Source organism: Pseudoxanthomonas sp. 97-1-1 (genome assembly GCF_057773125.1).
On sequence record NZ_JBYMTJ010000002.1, the window covers coordinates 508,331 to 526,078 of the forward strand.

Below are 17,748 nucleotides of genomic sequence, written 5' to 3' on the forward strand. Positions count from 1 at the left end.
ACCCCGCGCAGCGGGGAGAGGGTGCCCAGCGGGCGGGTGAGGGGTGAACGGAGACCGGATAGGTGTGCGCACGGGTGTTTGCCGCGCTCGCCCCTCATCCGCCTTCGGCACCCTCTCCCCGCTGCGCGGGGAGAAGGGAACAGCGAGGGCTCAGATCTCCGCCAGAAACCCTGCCACTGCGGGTCCGAACCGCTCGAAATCCACCAGAAAGGCATCATGCCCCTGCGGCGACTCCAGCGGCAGGAACTCCGCCTGCGCCCCACCGGCCGTCAGCCCCTCGGCGATCTGCTGCTGCTGTTGCAGCGGGAACAGGATGTCGGTGGCCGCCCCGATCGCCAGCGCACGCTGCACGCGGATCCTGGCCAGCCCCTTCATCACGTCGCCATCGGCGCGGTCCTCACCGGCGTATTCCGCCAGGTCGAACCAGTCCATCGATCGGCTGAGATAGAGATAGCAGTTGGGATCGAAGCGGCGCACGAAGCGGCGCGCATGGCCTTCCAGGTAACTCTCCACCTGGAACTCGAGCCCGAACGGCTCCTCGTCCGGACGGTCCGATTCGAGTCGCACGCGACCGAAGCGACCATCCCACTCCAGCGCCGAACGGTAGGTGATCACGCCCAGCTTGCGTGCCATCCGCATGCCGGATTCCGGATAGGTCTCGTCGTCGTATCGGCCGTGGTTCCACTTCGGATCCAGCCGGATCGCCTCGCGCTGCAGCGAGCGGATCGCGATGGAGAACGGCAGCGCCTGCGCACTGCCGGAGATGTTGATGTGCGTGCGCGCCGCGCCCGGGTGCAGCAGCAGGTAGGCCAGTGCGGTCATCCCGCCCATCGAATTGCCGATGATGCAGGCCAGTTGCTCGATGCCCAGCCCGCGCACCACGTCGAAGGCCGCGTTGGCGCCGTCTTCCACCGACAGCTCGGGGAAGTCGAGGCGGTACAGGCCACCCGTATCCGGATTCACCGAGGCCGGGCCCGTCGAGCCCTTGCAGCTGCCGAGCGAGTTCACGCAGACCACGAACCAGCGGTCGGTGTCGATCGGCTTGCCGGGGCCGAGCATCGCTTCCCACCAGCCCTCCGCCTCGTTGCCCGGATTGCGCGCCGCATGCGCATCCGGCGACAGCCCGGTGACGATCAACACCGCGTTGTCGCGGCGCTCGTTCAAGCTGCCCCAGGTTTCATACGCCATCCGCGCCCCGTGCAGCGCACCGCCGCGCTTCATGCGGAACGGCGAGGGCAGGGGATGGAAGCGCGTGCCGGGGGGGATGAATTCGGTCATCGCCGCAGTGTAGGCAATGCGGCGGGGCGATGCCATTTCATCGGTGCATCGTGGTGTTGCGGATGTTGAATGCCGTGATGCGCTGTTTCCCACTCCCCGCAGGCGGGGAGAAGGGAACAGCACACGGCAGCGCGTCGCTTTCCCTCGCCCTGCGCAGCGGGGAGAGGGTGCCCAACGGGCGGGTGAGGGGCGAACGGAGTGGGATGCCGGCGTTACGATCAGCGGTCAACGTGCCTCAATAACGCGAGGCGGAGGGTTCTGCGCGAAGAGCGCCCTCATCCGTTTTCGGCACCTTCTCCCCGCTGCGCAGGGAGAAGGAGAAGCGGCAGCGCGGTATGGTGTGGCCTTACGGCACCACGCGATCAATCGTCAGCGTGTAGCTGTTGCCGGCCTTGACGTCGGCAGTGACGGCAGCGGCTTCCAGATCGCCGGTCTGGGCGGCGGGGCCGCTGCCCTTTGCGATGCGGGCGACCAGGTGCACCTGCGGCAGCTGCGACAGCTTGAGCGTGGGCATGGGGCTGTCGCCGTCGCCGAGCGGCACGGTCACCGGGAAGGTATCTACCGGCAGGCGCTTGGCGGCGACCGGCATCGGCGGGCCGCCCATCTGGCGGGCGAACACGAACAGCGTGTCGCCCGGCGCCAGCTTGTCCTTCAGTGCCGGGGCCAGCTCAACGGTGACGGTGAGTAACGCAGGTGCCGCGTCGGTGACAGGCGCAGTGTCGGCAAGCGGCGGAAGGCCGGCGTCGGCACGGGCTTCGTTGATTTGCGTGCGCAGGGTGGCGGCCGTGTTGGGGTCGACCTTGGCCAGCAGGGGCTCCCAGGTCTTCGCCGCCTCGGCGTGCTTGCCTTCCTGCCGCTGCGCGAGGCCGAGGAACCACAGCGCGCGCTGGTGATCGGGATTGATGGCGATGGCCTTGTCCAGCAGTGCCATCGACTGCGCGTCGAGCTTGCGTTCGGCATTGTTGAACAGGCGCGCCTGCGCGGTTTCGACCAGCAGGTCGGCGTCGGTGGGCAGCAGCTGCACGGCGCGCTCGAAGGCTTTCTGCGCATCGTCGTAACGTTGCAGCGCCGCGTAGGACTTGCCCAGCAGGCGCCAGCCTTCCGGTTCATTGGGCTGCTTCGCGAGCTCGGCTTCGAGCTGGGTCACGGCATCGTCCAGCGTCGTGGGCATCGTGGCGGTGGCCTGCGGCGACAGCGCGGCAGGCGTGCCCACCACGCGGTACAGCGCGAACGTGGCGATGCCGAGCGCGGCGACGCCACCCAGCACCAGCCCGCGTGCATCGCGCCACAGCGGCCACAGCACCGCCAGCAGCACGGCGGCGGAAAGCACGATGGAGAGGATCACGAAGGTGGTCATCACCACTCCTGGTTGTCGTCGTCGGTGGTCGGCGCGGGTTGCTTCGCGCGCTTGGCGACGATCCGGCCGACCCACACGCCGCCGGCCAGCAACAGCAGCAGCGGCCCGAACCACAGCACGTAGGTGCCCGGTGCCATCTCCGGCTTGTACAGCACGAACTCGCCGTAGCGATCGACCAGGAACTGCTTCACCTGCGCGTCGTCCTTGCCCTGGCGCATCAGGTCGAGCACCTCACGCCGCAGGTCGTGCGCGATCTGTGCGTTGGAATCGGCCAGCGACTGGTTCTGGCACATCACGCAGCGCAGTTCGGCGGTCAGCGTGTGGAAGCGGGCTTCCTCGGCGGTATCCCGGAACTGCAGCGGCGTGGGGTCGCTGGCCTGGGCGAAGGAGGGCGCGGCGACGGCGACCAGCAGGGCCAGCAGCAGAGCGCGCAGCAGGAGCATCGGAGAGGCGTTCATCGGCCGGCTTCGATTTTTTCCAGCGCGGGGATCAACTGGTGGTCGATGATGGCCTGGTCGATGGCGCCGACGTGCTTCCAGCGGATCACGCCGTTGCCGTCGACGAGGAAGGTTTCCGGCGCGCCGTAGATGCCCCAGTCGATCGCCGCACGGCCTTCGATGTCGGCGATGACCATCATGTACGGATTGCCGAACTGCTCCAGCCAGCGCAGCGCATCCTGGCGCTCGTCCTTGAGGTTGTAGCCGATGAAGCGCACGCGCTTGGTCAGCGCGAACTTCGTCAGGATGGGATGCTCCACGCGGCATTCCGGGCACCAGCTGCCCCATACGTTCATCACGTAGGGCTGGCCCTTGAGGTCGGCGTTGGTCACGCGCTTGCCCGGTTCGTGCAGCAGCGGCAGGTCGAAGGCCGGTGACGGCTTGCCGATCAGCGGCGAGGGCAGGGCATCGCGGCCGGCACGGTCGGACTGCTTCACGCCGTAGTACAGCAGGCCCATCAGGCCGATGAAGAACAGGCCGATGATGATCAGCGCGAAGGTCATCGCGCCACGCGAGCGCGGCGGCGACGGCGACGGCGGGAGTTCGGACGCGTTGCTCATGCGGCATTGGCCTCGGGCTTGCGGTGGTTGCGGAACCGGCGGTCGGCGGCGGTGACGAAGCCGCCCAGCGCCATCAGGGCGGCGCCCAGCCAGATCCAGCGGACGAAGGGCTTGATGTGCACGCGCAGCGCCCAGGCGCCGTCGCCGAGCGGTTCGCCGATGGCGACGTAGACATCGCCGAGCACCCCGGGCCGGATGCCGGCCTCGGTCATCACCTGGCCACCGCTGGCGTATGCGCGCTTCTCCGGATGCAGCAACGTCACCGGCTTGCCATCGCGCAGTACCTGCACGTGACCCCGGTCGGAGAGGTAGTTCGGTCCCTGGGTTTCATCGACGCCCTGGAAGTGGAAGCCCCAGCGGCCGACCTCGACCGTCTGGCCGGGCTTCACCGCCAGTTCGCGCTGCACGTTGAGCGCTTCCACCAGCAGCGCGCCGACCAGGAACACGGCGATGCCGGTGTGCGCCAGCGTCATGCCCAGCATCTCAGGAGTGAAACGGCCGTTCGCGCGCAGGCGCGACCAGACGAAGCGCAACGTGCCCAGGCCAACCCACGCCGCACCGAGGATGCCGGCGGCGGCTTTCAGCTTTCCTTGGGGCGCCACGAACCAGGCGATGACGGCCAGTGCGATCGCCAGCCCGGCCCACGGCAGCAGCATGGCCAGCGGCTTGCGCAGGTTCTCGCGCTGCCACTTGGTGATCGGCCCGAACGGCACCAGTGCCACCAGCGGCGCCATCAGCACGATGAAAAGCAGGCTGAAGTACGGCGGGCCGACCGAGATCTTGCCCAGTTCCAGCGCGTCGGCGATCAGCGGGTACAGCGTGCCCAGCAGCACCATCGCGCAGGCGGCGGCGAGCAGCAGGTTGTTGGCCAGCAGCAGCGTCTCGCGCGAATTGGCGGCGAAGTACGACTTCTCCGATTCGCCCTCGGACAGCTGCGGTGCGCGCCAGGCGTACAGCAGCAGCGAACTGCCGATCACCACGCCCAGGAAGATCAGCACGAACAGGCCACGGGTGGGATCGGCGGCGAAGGCGTGCACGCTGGTCAGCACGCCGGAGCGCACCAGGAACGTGCCCAGCAGCGACAGCGAGAACGCGGCGATGGCGAGCAGCAGCGTCCAGCCACGGAACGCGCCGCGCTTCTCGGTGACCGCCTGCGAATGGATCAGTGCCGCGCCCACCAGCCAGGGCATGAAGCTGGCGTTCTCGACCGGATCCCAGAACCACCAGCCGCCCCAGCCCAGTTCGTAGTACGCCCACCAGCTGCCCAGCGCGATGCCGAGGGTGAGGAAACCCCAGGCGACGTTCGTCCACGGCCGCGTCCAGCGCAGCCAACGTGCGTCCACGTGGCCGTCGAGCAGCGCGGCGATGGCGAACGCGAACGGCACCACGAACCCGACGTAGCCCACGTACAGCAGCGGCGGATGGATGATCATCCCCGGGTCCTGCAGCAGCGGGTTGAGGTCGCGGCCTTCGCCAGGCGACGGCAGCAGGCGGATGAAGGGGTTGGAGGTGAAGATCAGGAAGGCGAGGAAGCCGATCGCGACCACGCCCATCACGCCGAGCACGCGCGCCATCACCACGTCCGGAAGACCGCGCGAGAACAGCGCCACGGCGCCGGTCCAGATCGCCAGCACCAGCGCCCACAACAGCAGCGAGCCTTCGTGCGAGCCCCACACTGCGGTGTAGCGATAGACCATCGGCAGCAGCGAGTTGGAGTTGCCCGCCACGTACTTGACCGAGAAGTCCTGCTGCACGAAGGCCACCGTCAGCGCGATGAAGGCCAGCATCACCAGCCACAGCTGTGCGTAGGCCGCCGGGCGTGCGACTTCCATCCATGACGCCTTGCCGCGCTGCGCGCCGGCCAGCGGCAGCACTGCCTGCAGCATCGCCACCAGCAGTGCCAGGATCAGCGCGATTTGTCCGAGTTCAGGCAGCATCAGTCATCCATTCCTGTACGCACGGAAGCAAAAGCGCCCCTCATCCGGCCTCCGGCCATCTTCTCCCCGCAGGCGGGGAGAAGGAGAGGAACAGCATGGTCGGGAAGGGGTGTGGCGGTTTGCACTCTTCGAGAGCGTCGTGCGTTCGAGTCCCTCTCCCTGCGCAGCGGGGAGAGGGTGCCGAAGGCGGGTGAGGGGCGAGCGGAGGTGTGGGGTGTCGACCACGCGGGAAGCGTCAACAAGCGCAGGGCACGAGGACGGCGAATGACAGGAAAAGCGCCCCTCATCCGCCCTCCGGGCACCTTCTCCCCGCGCGCGGGGAGAAGGGAAACGGCGATGGCAGCGGCGATCAATTCGCCGACCCCGCAGGTGCTGCAGGCACGTCGTGCTTCTGGTGCGCCTTGCCCATCTTGTCGGCGACTTCCTTCGGCATGTACGCCTCGTCGTGCTTGGCCAGCACGTCCTCGGCCACGAACACGCCATCCTGCAGGGTGCCGGTGGCGACCACGGCCTGTCCCTCGCGGAACAGGTCCGGGAGGATCTTGTCGTAGCGCACCGTCAGCTGCGCGTCGCCATCGGTGACGCGGAAGTGCGAGGTCAGCGAGCCGGCTTCGCGCTTGAACGAGTTCTTTTCCACCATGCCGCCCAGCCGGAAGCGGGACTGCTTGGCATCACCGCGCAACACTTCGGCCGGTGTGTACAGGTAGGCCACGTTGCGCTGCAGGGCCATCGCGATCAGCGCGGTGGCGATGCCGGCCACCACGACGGCGAGCAGCACGAACAGCAGGCGACGGCGTCGCACGGGATTCATCGGTCAGCGTTCCAGGTCGGTGGGGGCGGCGTTGCGGCGCGAGTCGCGTGCGACGCGCAGGCGGGCGGCGCGCAGCTCGCGGCGCACCTGCAGGCGCGGGGCGATGAAGTCCCAGGCCAGCACGGCGGCGAACACGGCGTAGGCGCCGATGACGTATTCCAGATAGCTCATGGGGCGGCTCCGTCCGACGCGAGTTTCGCCACCCAGGCCTTGCCGGCTTCGCGGTGCAGGTTGTCGGCGCGCGCGCGCGCCAGCAGCGAGCCGGCGAACCAGAACTTGGTGGCGATCACCATCAGTACCAGCGGCAGCAGCATGCTGTCGTCCATGCTGGACTCGCCGAACACGCGGATGGTCTGGCCCTGGTGCAGCGAGTTCCACCACACCACCGAGTAACGGATCACCGGCAGCAGCGCCACGCCGACGATGGCCAGCAGGCCGGCTGCACGCGCCGCGCTGCGGCGGTCGTCGATGGCGCCGTACAGGCCCATCACGCCGAGATAGAGGAACAGCAGGATCAGTTCGGTGGTCAGGCGCGGATCCCAGTCCCACCAGGTGCCCCACATCGGCTTGCCCCAGATGCTGCCGGTGGCCAGGGTGATGACGGTGAACGCAGCGCCAGTGGGCGCGCAGGCCATCGCCAGGATCTCGCACAGCTTGATGCGCCAGACCAGCGCGATGGCGGCATAGAACGCCATCAGGCCGAACACGAACATGCTCATCCACGCGCTGGGCACGTGGATGTACAGGATCCGGAAGCTGTCGCCCTGCTGGTAGTCGGCCGGCACCACGAACAGCGCCTGCCACAGGCCTACGCCGAACAGCACGAGCGCCGCCAGGTAGCACCACGGCGTCCAGCGCGCGGCGAAGCGGTCGAAGTAGGGCGGTGAGCCGAGTTGGTGGAACCAGCGGACGAGAGGATTCATGCGGCGGCGGTCTTCAGGTCAGGGCGATGCGGATCGCCGCGGCGGCGGCCAGCGGCGCCAGCAGCAGCGAGAGCAGCAGGCCGGCGGCCAGCCAGAGGAGGGCGCCGGAAGCATCCAGCCCTTGTGCGCTGGCGGTCACAGCCCCTGCGCCGAACACCAGCACGGGCACGTACAACGGCAACGCCAGCAGGGCGACAAGGATACCAGAGCGCCTCATGCCCACCGTCAGCGCGGCCACCACGGCGCCCAGCAGGCTCAGCAGCGGCGTGCCCAGCGCGAGCGTGGCCAGCAGCATCGGCAGGTCGCTGCGCGGCAGGTGCAGCATCTCGCCCAGCAGCGGCGTCACCAGCACCAGGGGCAGGGCGGTGGTGGCCCAGTGGGTCAGCACGCGCACCAGCACCAGCCACGCCAGCGGCACCGGCGCGAGGATCCATTGTTCGAGCGAACCATCTTCCGCATCGCCACGGAACAGCGTGTCCAGCGACAGCAGGCCGGCCAGCAGCACGGCGACCCACAGCACCGCCGGCGCCACCTTCGACAGCGCCTGCGGCGCGGTGCCCAGGCCGAGTGCGAACAAGACGACCACCAGCATGGCGAACAGGGCAGGTTGCAGTGCATCGCCACGGCGGCGCCACAGCAGTTGCACGTCGCGCGTGATCAGCGCGCGGGCGGTCTGGAGGAGCGAGGGCGCGGTGCTCATGCGCGAGCTCCCGGGAAGCAACCCCGTCCACCGCTTGCGGGGGAAAGGGCGGGGTGCGGCGGGTTCGAGGACACAGCCATCGGACTCATGACGCGTCTCCCCGCTCCAGCAGCAGCATGCGGGTCTGCACCGGTGGTGCGGCATACGCGCCGTGCGTGGTCACCAGCGCAGCGCCGCCGTCGCGCAGGTGCGCGGAGATCATCCGGTTGACCAGGGTGATGCCGTCCAGGTCGAGGTTGGCGTAGGGCTCGTCGAGCAGCCACAGCGGCGACGGCGACAGCCACAGGCGCGCCAGCGACAGCCGCTTCTTCTGGCCGGCGGAGAGCTGCCGCGCCAGCGCGTCCTCGTAGCCGGCCAGGCCGACCATCGCCAGGGCATTGCCCGGCATCTGCCGCGCGCGGCGACCGTGCAGGCCGCAGAGGAAGTTGAGGTTCTCCAGCGCGTTCAGGTCCGCCTTCAGTGCCGGCAGGTGGCCGAGGTAGGCCATCGCGTGGGCGCGACGCGCCGGGCCGGCGGGCTGGCCGTCGATGTCGATCTGGCCCGTATCGGCGCGCAGCAGGCCGGCCAGGACGCGCAGCAGGGTGGTCTTGCCGACGCCATTGCCACCCTGAACCAGCAGCGCCTCGCCTGCGTCCACGGCGAAGTCCAGCGGCCCGAACACCGGCTCGTCATTGCGCGAGAACGCCAAGGCGCGGGCGGCCAGCAACGGCGGATGGCGGGGAGCGGCGTCGGTCATCGGATCGGGCGTTCCCGGGCGGGAGGCTGGAGTGTCCTGGAGGCTCAATCGCCCATTCTAAACGGAGGGGCCGGTCCGGCCGCCTGCGACAGACGGTCGCGGTCCGTCACCCCACCCAGTCGGTATGCGGGTCGCCGTCGGCCTGCGCCGGTCGCGGCCACATCATGCGCAGGCGGACGGGCTCGCCGGCCTGCCAGAACAGGGTGCCGCCCTGGCCGAACTCGCGGGCCAGGGCATCGGCCTGCTCCGGAGTGGCATCCAGCACCAGGCACCCGTGTTCCACCATGCCGCCCCGGCTGTTGCAGCCCAGCGCGGGATGGAAGGACAGGCCCAGCGCCTGCACGCGGGCATGCAGGCGTTCCTGCGCGGCGTCATTGAGCGGGCGCGAGGTGTCGCCGGGCGGGGGATTCCATGCGGTGATGAACAGATAGCGGGTCGCCATGATCTGCCGCTCGACATCCGCCGCGGTCAGGCCGGTGCGGAACAGCCATTCCTGCCGCCCTACCGCCACGAAGTAATGCGCGGCTGCCCAGGCGGTGGCCAGACGTGCCCGTTCGGCCTCGGGAACCTGGTCGATGGCGTCGGGATCGCGGGAGTCGCCCATGGCCGCATCATCGCGCGTAAAGCGGAGCGCGTACACTCCGCCTTCCCCTTCATCGAGTGCCTGACCCGGGATGTTCCAGCCGCAGACCAAGCTGCCCAAGGTGGGCACCACCATCTTCACCGTGATGTCGCAGCTCGCCGCCGAGCACGGCGCGGTCAACCTGGGGCAGGGTTTCCCGGATTTCGCGGTGCCGCCGCGGCTGGTGGACGAACTGGATGCCGCCATGCGGGCCGGCCACAACCAGTACGCGCCGATGACCGGGGTGGCGCCACTGCGCCAGGCCATCGCCGAAAAGGCGCTGCGCTGCTACGGCCGCGAGGTGAATCCCGACACCGAGATCACCGTGACCAGTGGTGCTACCGAGGCCTTGTTCAACGCCATCCATGCGGTAGTGCGCCCGGGCGAAGAGGTCATCGTGCTGGACCCGGCCTACGACAGCTACGAGCCCGCCATCGACCTGGCCGGCGCGCGCGCCGTGCATGTCCCGCTGGATCCGCAGACCTTCGCCGTGGATTGGGACCGCGTGCGCGCGGCCATCACCCCGAAGACGCGCCTGCTGATCATCAACAGCCCGCACAACCCGTCCGGCGCGATGTTCGACGCCGCCGACATCCGCGCACTGGCCGCGCTGCTGGAAGGCACCGGCATCTACCTGATTTCCGATGAGGTGTACGAGCACATCGTGTTCGACGGGCGTCGCCACGAGTCGATCCTGCGTTACCCCGAGCTGGCCGCGCGTGCGTTCGTGGTGTCCAGCTTCGGCAAGACCTACCACTGCACGGGTTGGAAGATCGGCTATGCCATCGCACCGCCGGCGCTGACGGCGGAGTTCCGCAAGGTGCACCAGTACAACGTGTTCTGCACCTTCGCGCCGGCGCAGTTCGCCTTCGCCGCGATGATCCGCGACGAGCCTGAACACTACGAGCAGCTGGGTGCGTTCTACCAGGACAAGCGCGACCGTTTCCGCGAACAGCTGCTGGGCACGAAGTTCAAACCGTTGCCGGTGCCGGGTGGTTACTTCCAACTGGTGGACTATTCCGCCGTCAGTGACCTGCCGGATACCGAGTTCGTGAAGTGGCTGACCGTGGAACACGGTGTCACTGCGATCCCGCTGTCGCCGTTCTACGAAACGCCTCCGGCGGGCCAGCGCCTGGCGCGCCTTTGCTTCGCCAAGAACGAGGCGACGCTGGATGCGGCGATCGCAAGGTTGAAGAAACTCTGAGCCCTGTAGGAGGGGCTTCAGCCCCGACGCCTTTGCCGGAGTATCCGAAAGGCTGACGGAGAAGCGTCGGGGCTGAAGCCCCTCCTACAATGCACGTCCTTTTCGACAGGATCAGGAATACCGACACCATGCAGGACCTGCGCATTTCCCTGATCCAGGGCGAAACCCGCTGGCACGATCCGGCGGGCAACCGCGTCTACTACGGCGGGCTGATCGCGCCGCTCGCGGGACAGACCGATCTGGTGATCCTGCCGGAAACCTTCACCAGCGGCTTCAGCAACGAGGCCATCGACCAGGCCGAGGGCATGGACGGCGCCACGGTGGCGTGGATCCGCGAGCAGGCCGGGACCCTGGGTGCCGCGGTTACCGGCAGCGTGCAGCTGCGCACGTCGGAGGGGGTGTTCAATCGTCTGCTGTTCGCCACGCCCGACGGCGCGCTGCAGCACTACGACAAGCGGCATCTGTTCCGCTATGCGAACGAGCACAAGCGTTATGCGGCCGGCAGCGGGCGGCTGACGGTGGAATGGAAGGGCTGGCGGATCAATCCGCTGGTCTGTTACGACCTGCGTTTCCCGGTGTTCGCGCGCAACCGTTATGACGTGGAGCGCCCGGGCCAGCTCGACTTCGATCTGCAGATATTCGTCGCGAACTGGCCGGCGGCGCGTGCGTATCCGTGGAAGACGCTGTTGCGCGCGCGGGCGATCGAGAATCTCTGCTACGTCGCGGCGGTCAATCGTGCGGGCACGGATGGCAATGGGCACGAATACAGCGGCGACAGTGCGGTGATCGATTTCCTGGGGCAGCCGGTGGTGGAGTTGCCGGCAGGCGAGGGAGTGACGACGTCGACGATCTCGGCGGAGGCGCTGGCGGCGCACCGGGAGCGGTTCCCGGCGATGCTGGATGCGGACAGGTTCGAGCTGCGCTGAGTTGAGCCCCTCTCCCTGCGGCGACCGAAGGAAGTCCCTGTGGGAGAGAGGAGTAGGGGTGAGGGCTAACGGAGTCCATCGCCTGTGCGGGCCTTGGGCGCGTCCAAGGGGCGGGCCTTTGTTTCAGGTTTCTGGGCTTGGCGGGATGGTTCTTTTGGCGGACAGGCATGGTGCTGCTCGCCGCAGAGGCCTTCTTTCTTTGCTTGTGCAAAGAAAGAAGCAAAGAAACACACCCCAGGCGGCACGCCCTGCGCTTCGCTCCGGGTTCGCGAGCGGGCCGGGAATTTTCGTAAGGCACATCCCTGTGCCATACGAAAACGCCGCCCTCCATGGCGGCGCCCTGGGGGTTTTACCCGACCCTCTCGCCGTGCCTCATGGGGGCCCGAAAGCAACAGCCACAGCAAAGCACTTTCTACGGATATGCCCGGCCCAGCTTCGGGGCCCCTTAGGTCCGGCAGTCACGGCGGGTCAAACCCCGTAGGGGCGGCGCACAGGGATGTGCGTCGTTTCCGGATGACACAGGATGTGTCTTCCGGAAATTCCCGCCGGGACTGCGCACCCGCCGCTTGCGGCGGGCGGACTGCCGGGGGTGTTTCTTTTGCCTACTTTTCTTTGCACAAGCAAAGAAAGTAGGGACCCGCAGCGAGCGGCACCATGCGTGACCTCAAGCAGACCCGCACCGAAAGATGCACGCAACAGGTTCATCGCGCGTGAGCGTTTTCGGTGAGTCGCGGACGTTGTCAGGCCGTCGGTTGTCGGCGTGCGCTGACTCCGTTGGCCCTCACCCCAACCCCTCTGCCGCAGGGAGAGGGGCTTCAAGCGCAGGTAGGTCAAACAGGTCAGGTGCTTTTCTGCGGGAGGATCTGGCACACCGCCTGGCACATCACCAGCACGCGGCCCGCGTCGTCACGCACCTCGCCCGCGAGGAACAATTGATTGCGCGTGCGTTCCACCAACCGCGCATGGCAGGTGATGTGCGGCATGTCCGGTGTCACCGGGCGCAGATACTGCGTGTTGAGCGAGGTCGTGACGCTGGGCGGCGCGATCAGGTACGAGAACGGGCCCAGCGTGTTGTCCAGCGCGGCGACGATGAAGCCACCCTGCATGTGGCCGATCGGGTTCTGGTAGCGGGCCAGCACGGGAAAACGCATCGCCAGCGATTCGCCTTCCACGTAGGCGACCGGCTCGCCCTGCATGTCGAGCAGGCACGGCGGCGGAATCTGCAGGCGCGCGCCGGCAGGCAGGCGCGCGCGCAGCAGGGCATTGATGTCGTTGCCGTCGCTCATGGTGTGAAACTCAACTCGAATGAAGTGAAGAAAGGCGCGCGCCGTGGCGCCGACAGCGTCTTGCCCGCGATCTGCTTCTGCACGCAGATCGCCAGGGGCGTCGCGCCTTCCCGCCACGTGCGTACCACCTTGCCGGTGGCGTCCAGCTCCGCCACGATCACGAACGGCGAGGTGTCCGCCGTGGGGGTCGCGCATGCGCTGACGCCGGCATCGAGCGCGACGGCCTGCGCATCGCGCAGCGATGCCGCCTGCTCCGGAGCCAGCGCGGCTTCGTCGGCATCCGCGCGTTGCTTGGCTTGCGTGTAGTCGAGCGTTGCCTGTGCGTGCGCCGCAGGGGCGCAGCACAATCCGAATGCGAGCAGGAGGTGTTTGATCACTGGCTACTCCTCACGGCGCCTTCGGCGGTTCGACCCGCCAGATCTTGCCATCGTCTTCGTCGGTGACCACGTAGACGTTGCCGTCCGGCCCGACGCGGACGTCGCGCACACGCTCGCCGATCTCGTTGAGCAGGCGTTCTTCGCCGACGATCTTGTCGCCGTCCAGGGTCAGGCGGATCAGGTTGCGTTCGGCCAGCGAGCCGAGGAACAGGCTGTCGTTCCAGGGGCTCTCCGGGCGTCCGGTATAGAACGCCATGCCGGACACGCCGGGGGATTTCTCCCACAGGTGGTGCGGTTGTTCCATGCCGTCCTTCGCCTTGCCCACCGCTTCCGGAATCGGCTGGCCGGAATAATTGATGCCGTGGGTGATGACCGGCCAGCCATAGTTCTTTCCAGGCTGGGGCAGGTTGATCTCGTCGCCACCGCGCGGGCCATGCTCACTCTGCCAGAGCGTGCCGGTGCGCGGGTCGCGCGCCATGCCCTGCATGTTGCGGTGGCCGTAGCTCCAGATTTCCGCACGCGCTCCGGATTGGCCGACGAAGGGATTGTCCTGCGGCACGCTGCCGTCCAGGTTGAGGCGCACCAGCTTGCCCTGCAGCTTGTCGAGTTCCTGCGACATCGCGCGCTTGTTGCGCTCGCCCTGGCTGATGAAGAGGTGGCCGGCATCATCGAAGACCAGGCGCGAGCCGAAGTGGTTCGGGCCATCGACCTTCGGTTCCTGGCGATAGATCACCTTGACGTCGGCGAGCGCGCCGTCGGCCAGCGTGCCGTAAGCCACTGCGGTGCCTGCGGTACCGTTGTCGCCCGGCTCGGCATAGCTCAGGTAGATACGCTGGCTGGTGGCAAAATCCGGCGCGGGCACCACGTCGAGCAGGCCGCCCTGGCCGGTGGCGAAGACCTTGGGCACGCCCGTGACCGGCGCGGACACCGCGCCGTCGGCACCGACGCGGCGCAACTGCCCGCTGCGTTCGGTGACGAGCATGCTGCCGTCGGGCAGGAACGCGAGCCCCCAGGGATGATCCAGGCCGCCCGCCACCTGCGTGGCCCGGACCTGGCCCTTGGCACTGGTCAGCGTCTGCGCGGGCTGGCTCGCGGGCGCAGGCTGCTCCGCAGCGGCGGTGGCGTTGCCTTTGGCTTCACCGTTCGCGGGCGAATTGCACGCAGCCAGGGGCAGCGCGAGAAGCAGGGCGGTGGCGAGTCGATGGGATGCGTTGCGCAACGTCGTATCTCCTGTGGGGAACTTAATCAGCGGTAGCCGGCAGCCTGCAGTTCGAACAGTTCGGCGTAACGGCCGCCTTCGGCCAGCAGTTGTTCGTGGGTGCCGCTGGCTTCCAGGCGTCCTTCATTGAGGACCAGGATGCGGTCCGCCATGCGTACGCTGGAGAAACGGTGCGAGATCAGCACCGCGGTCCGATTGTCCGACAATTCCTTGAAGCGTTGGAAGACCTCGAATTCCGAGCGCGCGTCCAGCGCGGCGGTCGGTTCGTCCAGGATCATCACCTGCGCATCGCGCATGTACGCACGCGCAATGGCGATCTTCTGCCATTGTCCGCCGGACAGGTCCACGCTGTTCTTGAAGCGGCGCCCGACCATCTGGTCGTAGCCCTGGGGCAGCCCGGCGATCACTTCGTCGGCCATGGAGCGCGCGGCGGCGTCGCGGATACGGGCCTGGTCGTGCATGGCGTCGATCTGGCCGACGCCGATGTTCTCGCCAGCGGTCAGGTGGTAGCGGACGAAGTCCTGGAAGATCACCCCGATGTTGGCGCGCAGTTCGTCGATGTCGTAGTCGCGCAGGTCGCGCCCATCCAGCAGGATGCGGCCTTCGTCCGGGTCGTACAGGCGCGCCAGCAGCTTGACCAGCGTGGTCTTGCCGGCGCCATTCTCGCCGACCAGCGCCAGCACTTCGCCGGCACGCAACTCGAAGTCCAGACCACGCACCGCCCAGCGTTCGGCGTCGGGATAGCGGAAGCCCACGTTCTCGAAGGTGAAGCCACGGGTGATCGGTTTCGGTACCGGGACGGGATGCTCGGGCGAGGTGATCTCGGGTTCGATCTCGAAGAATGAAAACAGGTCGTCCAGGTACAGCGCCTGGCCCGCGACCTGCGAGAAACCCACCAGCAGGCCTTCCAGCAGCTGGCGCAGGCGGCGGAAGCTGCCGGCCAGGAAGGTCAGGTCGCCGATGCTGAAGTCGCCGCGCACCGTGCGCCAGGCGATGTAGCCGTACGCCACGTAGTACCCCAGCGTGCCCAGCGCCGCCAGCAGCGTGCCCCAGACCGCGCGACGTCGTGCCAGCGCGCGGTTGGCGATGAAGAACTTGTCGGCCAGGGTGCGATAACGGCTGATCAGGAAGCGGTGGAGATTGAAGATCTTCACCTCCTTCGCGGTTTCCACGCTGGCACCCATCTGCCGCATGTACTCCAGCTGCCGGCGCTCCGGCGTCCACTGGAAATTCAACGAGTAGCCCACCGCATTGAAGTGCGCCTCGCCGATGAAGGCGGGGATCAGCGCCACCGCCAGCAGCACCATCAGCCACGGCGCGTAGACCAGCAGGCCCGCGGCGAAGCCGACTACGGTGATGGCGTCCTGCACCTGGCCGAACAACTGGCTCATCAGGTTCATGCGGCCCATGGTCTGGCGGCGCGCGCGGTCCAGCTTGTCCTGCAGGTCCGGGTCTTCGAAGTCCTCCAGGTCCAGCGTGGCCGCGTGTTCCATCAGGCGGATGCTGGTGGCGTTGGTGAACAGCTCCGACAGCAGGGCGTCGGCATAGCTCACCATGCGGCCCAGCAGGTCGGACAGGATCGCGAGTGCGAACTCCACGGCCAGCAGCCACAGCAGGTGGTCCAGCACACCGCTGCGCCACGCGGCCATCAGGCCTTCCTGCGGCACGCCGGCGCCGACCAGGCGGATGGCTTCGTCGATGATCAGCTTGCCGATGTACAGCGTGACGATGGGCAGCAGCGCGCGGATCACGCGCAGGCCCAGGCTGGCGGTGGTCAGGACACGGCTGGTCTGCCAGATCTGGCGCAGGAAGGGCACCAGGTTGCGCATCGCATCGAAGCGCTCACGCAGGTTGGGCTTGTTGGCAGGGCGCGGGGCGGCGCCCTTGGGCTTGCCCGCGGGCGGGGGTGACGAGGCCATGCGTGGATTGTGCCTGCCCCGGATGGATTTGGGGTGAAAGCGCGGCTGCCTGCGGTGTGGGAGCGACGTCAGTCGCGATCAGGCATTGCATCTGTCCAGTCGCGACCGACGTCGCTCCCACAGGGGCGTCAGGGGCATCATCGGGAAGCGACGCGGATCGCGACTGGAAGTTCTCCGTGCATCCGTATCCAGTTGTTCGGGGAAGCGGTATGACCCCGTTCGACCGGACCTCTCCAGGTGACGGACAACTCCAGCCGCGATCCGCGCCGCCTCGCACCATGCTCAGCGCATCGCGACCGCCAGTGATGCCGGCTGGATGCTGACCGCCTGCCCGGGTTCGATGCGTTCGCCGCCACGCACGATCAAACGGTCGCCGACGCGCACATCGCCGGTCACCTCCACCAGGCCATCGACTTCGGCGCCGGTTTCCACCGGCAGGCGTTCGGCCTTGCCGGCGCCATCCACGCGCATCACGAAGTCGCCTTCGCGACGCAGCATCACCGCGTCGCGCGGCACCGCGACCACGCTGCGCGTGCCTGCGCTGGGAAGTCCGACATCCACCGCGCTGCCCACCGGCATCTGGGTGGCATCGATGGCGATGCGCAGTTCCAGCTGACGCGAGGATTCGTCGCCGACCGGGACCAGGGCGGTCACCGGCCACGCGCGCTCGGTGTCGCCCGCGCGCACGAGCACCGAGGTGCCCGTACCCAGGTGCTGCGCCAGGTCCACCGGCGCACGCACACGGACTTCCTGCGACGCCGTGTCCACCAGGCGCGCCACGGACGCGCCGGTGGTCAGGTATTCGCCCAGTTGGGTGTGGCGTTCGGCGACGATCCCGGTGAACGGAGCGCGCACCACCATCTGCTCGCGCTGGTGACGCGTCTGCGCCAGTTGCGCGAGCGCGCGCGCACGCTCCTGCACCAGCATGTCGCGATCGGCCCGCAGTTGTTCGTACTGCGCACGCGCGATGTTCTGTTGTGCGGCCAGTTGCGCGTAGCGCTGTTCCTGCCGGGCCGCAAGATCGAGCTGGGCCTGGATGCGGGCCAGGTCGGCGCGGCCTTCCTGTTCGCGCAGTCGCAATGCCGTGTCGTCCAGCACCGCCAGCGCCTGGCCGGCGCGTATGCGTTCGCCCACCTCGACCACCTCGACGACGCGCCCGCCCTGTTCGCTGGCGACGCGCGCGTCCTGCCGGCTGATCACGCTGCCGGGCGACCAGTGGCGCGGCGCGAATTCCGCGGTCACCGCCGGGGCAACGCTGACGATGGCCGGCGGTGCGTCAGGCTTCACCGGCGCGCTGGCATCGGCGTCCAGCTTGAGCAGGGGCAGGGCGAGGACGCCGGCCAGCGCGACGGCGATCAGGGTCTTGTGCAGGGTGCGCATGTCGTTTTCCAGGAAG

At 68.1% G+C, this 17,748-nt stretch carries 18 protein-coding genes; 2 read left to right on the forward strand and 16 right to left on the reverse strand.

Features of this window, described 5'->3' with window-relative positions:
• Positions 1-150: 150 nt before the first annotated feature.
• From metX to AC3DET_RS09670, 11 genes are all read right to left on the reverse strand, one after another.
• Positions 151-1,278: a homoserine O-acetyltransferase MetX gene (metX, locus tag AC3DET_RS09620; protein ID WP_488391724.1), complete on the reverse strand. Its 1,128-nt coding sequence runs from the start codon at positions 1,276-1,278 to the stop codon at positions 151-153.
• A 346-nt stretch (positions 1,279-1,624) separates the two neighbouring features.
• Positions 1,625-2,635: a tetratricopeptide repeat protein gene (locus tag AC3DET_RS09625; protein ID WP_488391459.1), complete on the reverse strand. Its 1,011-nt coding sequence runs from the start codon at positions 2,633-2,635 to the stop codon at positions 1,625-1,627.
• A complete protein-coding gene (locus AC3DET_RS09630) occupies positions 2,635-3,072 on the reverse strand; it encodes a cytochrome c-type biogenesis protein (RefSeq protein WP_337731885.1) in 438 nt (145 codons plus the stop codon). The genes AC3DET_RS09625 and AC3DET_RS09630 overlap by 1 nt, the downstream gene beginning before the upstream one ends.
• Positions 3,073-3,089: 17 nt before the next feature.
• Positions 3,090-3,692, reverse strand: coding sequence for a DsbE family thiol:disulfide interchange protein (locus AC3DET_RS09635; RefSeq protein ID WP_488391460.1), 603 nt, complete (start codon positions 3,690-3,692; stop codon positions 3,090-3,092).
• The gene (locus AC3DET_RS09640; RefSeq protein WP_488391461.1) at positions 3,689-5,629 is read right to left on the reverse strand and encodes a heme lyase CcmF/NrfE family subunit; all 1,941 of its coding nucleotides are present in this window, start codon (positions 5,627-5,629) and stop codon (positions 3,689-3,691) included. The genes AC3DET_RS09635 and AC3DET_RS09640 overlap by 4 nt, the downstream gene beginning before the upstream one ends.
• Positions 5,630-5,978: 349 nt before the next feature.
• Entirely contained in the window at positions 5,979-6,440 is a 462-nt protein-coding gene (gene ccmE, locus AC3DET_RS09645; protein ID WP_337730944.1) for a cytochrome c maturation protein CcmE, read from the reverse strand.
• Between the two features lie 3 nt (positions 6,441-6,443).
• Positions 6,444-6,611 carry a heme exporter protein CcmD gene (ccmD, locus tag AC3DET_RS09650; protein ID WP_337730943.1) on the reverse strand — a complete coding sequence of 56 codons (168 nt, stop codon included), beginning with the start codon at positions 6,609-6,611 and terminating at the stop codon, positions 6,444-6,446.
• Positions 6,608-7,363, reverse strand: a complete 756-nt coding sequence (locus tag AC3DET_RS09655) for a heme ABC transporter permease (protein ID WP_192201350.1) — start codon at positions 7,361-7,363, stop codon at positions 6,608-6,610. Before AC3DET_RS09655 ends, ccmD begins: the two co-directional genes overlap by 4 nt.
• 13 nt (positions 7,364-7,376) lie before the next feature.
• On the reverse strand, positions 7,377-8,063 hold the full coding sequence (ccmB, locus tag AC3DET_RS09660) for a heme exporter protein CcmB (protein ID WP_337730942.1): 687 nt from the start codon (positions 8,061-8,063) through the stop codon (positions 7,377-7,379).
• Between the two features lie 85 nt (positions 8,064-8,148).
• Entirely contained in the window at positions 8,149-8,799 is a 651-nt protein-coding gene (gene ccmA / locus AC3DET_RS09665; RefSeq protein WP_488391462.1) for a heme ABC exporter ATP-binding protein CcmA, read from the reverse strand.
• A 106-nt stretch (positions 8,800-8,905) separates the two neighbouring features.
• Positions 8,906-9,403: a DUF3293 domain-containing protein gene (locus AC3DET_RS09670; RefSeq protein ID WP_446538492.1), complete on the reverse strand. Its 498-nt coding sequence runs from the start codon at positions 9,401-9,403 to the stop codon at positions 8,906-8,908.
• Between the two features lie 70 nt (positions 9,404-9,473).
• Here AC3DET_RS09670 and AC3DET_RS09675 point away from each other — a divergent pair, with 70 nt between their 5' ends.
• Both AC3DET_RS09675 and AC3DET_RS09680 read left to right on the forward strand, forming a co-directional pair.
• A complete protein-coding gene (locus tag AC3DET_RS09675; protein WP_488391463.1) occupies positions 9,474-10,625 on the forward strand; it encodes a pyridoxal phosphate-dependent aminotransferase in 1,152 nt (383 codons plus the stop codon).
• Positions 10,626-10,753: 128 nt separating this feature from the next.
• Complete coding sequence (locus tag AC3DET_RS09680; RefSeq protein ID WP_488391464.1) at positions 10,754-11,551, forward strand: amidohydrolase; 798 nt, start codon at positions 10,754-10,756, stop codon at positions 11,549-11,551.
• 839 nt (positions 11,552-12,390) lie between these two features.
• Here AC3DET_RS09680 and AC3DET_RS09685 read toward each other — a convergent pair.
• The 5 genes from AC3DET_RS09685 to AC3DET_RS09705 all read right to left on the reverse strand — a co-directional run bounded on the left by AC3DET_RS09685 (position 12,391) and on the right by AC3DET_RS09705 (position 17,732).
• A complete protein-coding gene (locus AC3DET_RS09685) occupies positions 12,391-12,837 on the reverse strand; it encodes a PaaI family thioesterase (RefSeq protein ID WP_488391465.1) in 447 nt (148 codons plus the stop codon).
• On the reverse strand, positions 12,834-13,214 hold the full coding sequence (locus AC3DET_RS09690) for a hypothetical protein (RefSeq protein ID WP_337730936.1): 381 nt from the start codon (positions 13,212-13,214) through the stop codon (positions 12,834-12,836). The genes AC3DET_RS09685 and AC3DET_RS09690 overlap by 4 nt, the downstream gene beginning before the upstream one ends.
• A 10-nt stretch (positions 13,215-13,224) precedes the next feature.
• Positions 13,225-14,433 (reverse strand): PQQ-dependent sugar dehydrogenase, encoded by a 1,209-nt coding sequence (locus AC3DET_RS09695; protein ID WP_488391466.1) that lies wholly within the window; start codon positions 14,431-14,433, stop codon positions 13,225-13,227.
• Between the two features lie 26 nt (positions 14,434-14,459).
• The gene (locus AC3DET_RS09700) at positions 14,460-16,352 is read right to left on the reverse strand and encodes an ABC transporter ATP-binding protein (protein WP_488391467.1); all 1,893 of its coding nucleotides are present in this window, start codon (positions 16,350-16,352) and stop codon (positions 14,460-14,462) included.
• A 282-nt stretch (positions 16,353-16,634) separates the two neighbouring features.
• On the reverse strand, positions 16,635-17,732 hold the full coding sequence (locus AC3DET_RS09705; RefSeq protein ID WP_337730933.1) for an efflux RND transporter periplasmic adaptor subunit: 1,098 nt from the start codon (positions 17,730-17,732) through the stop codon (positions 16,635-16,637).
• Positions 17,733-17,748 lie beyond the last annotated feature (16 nt).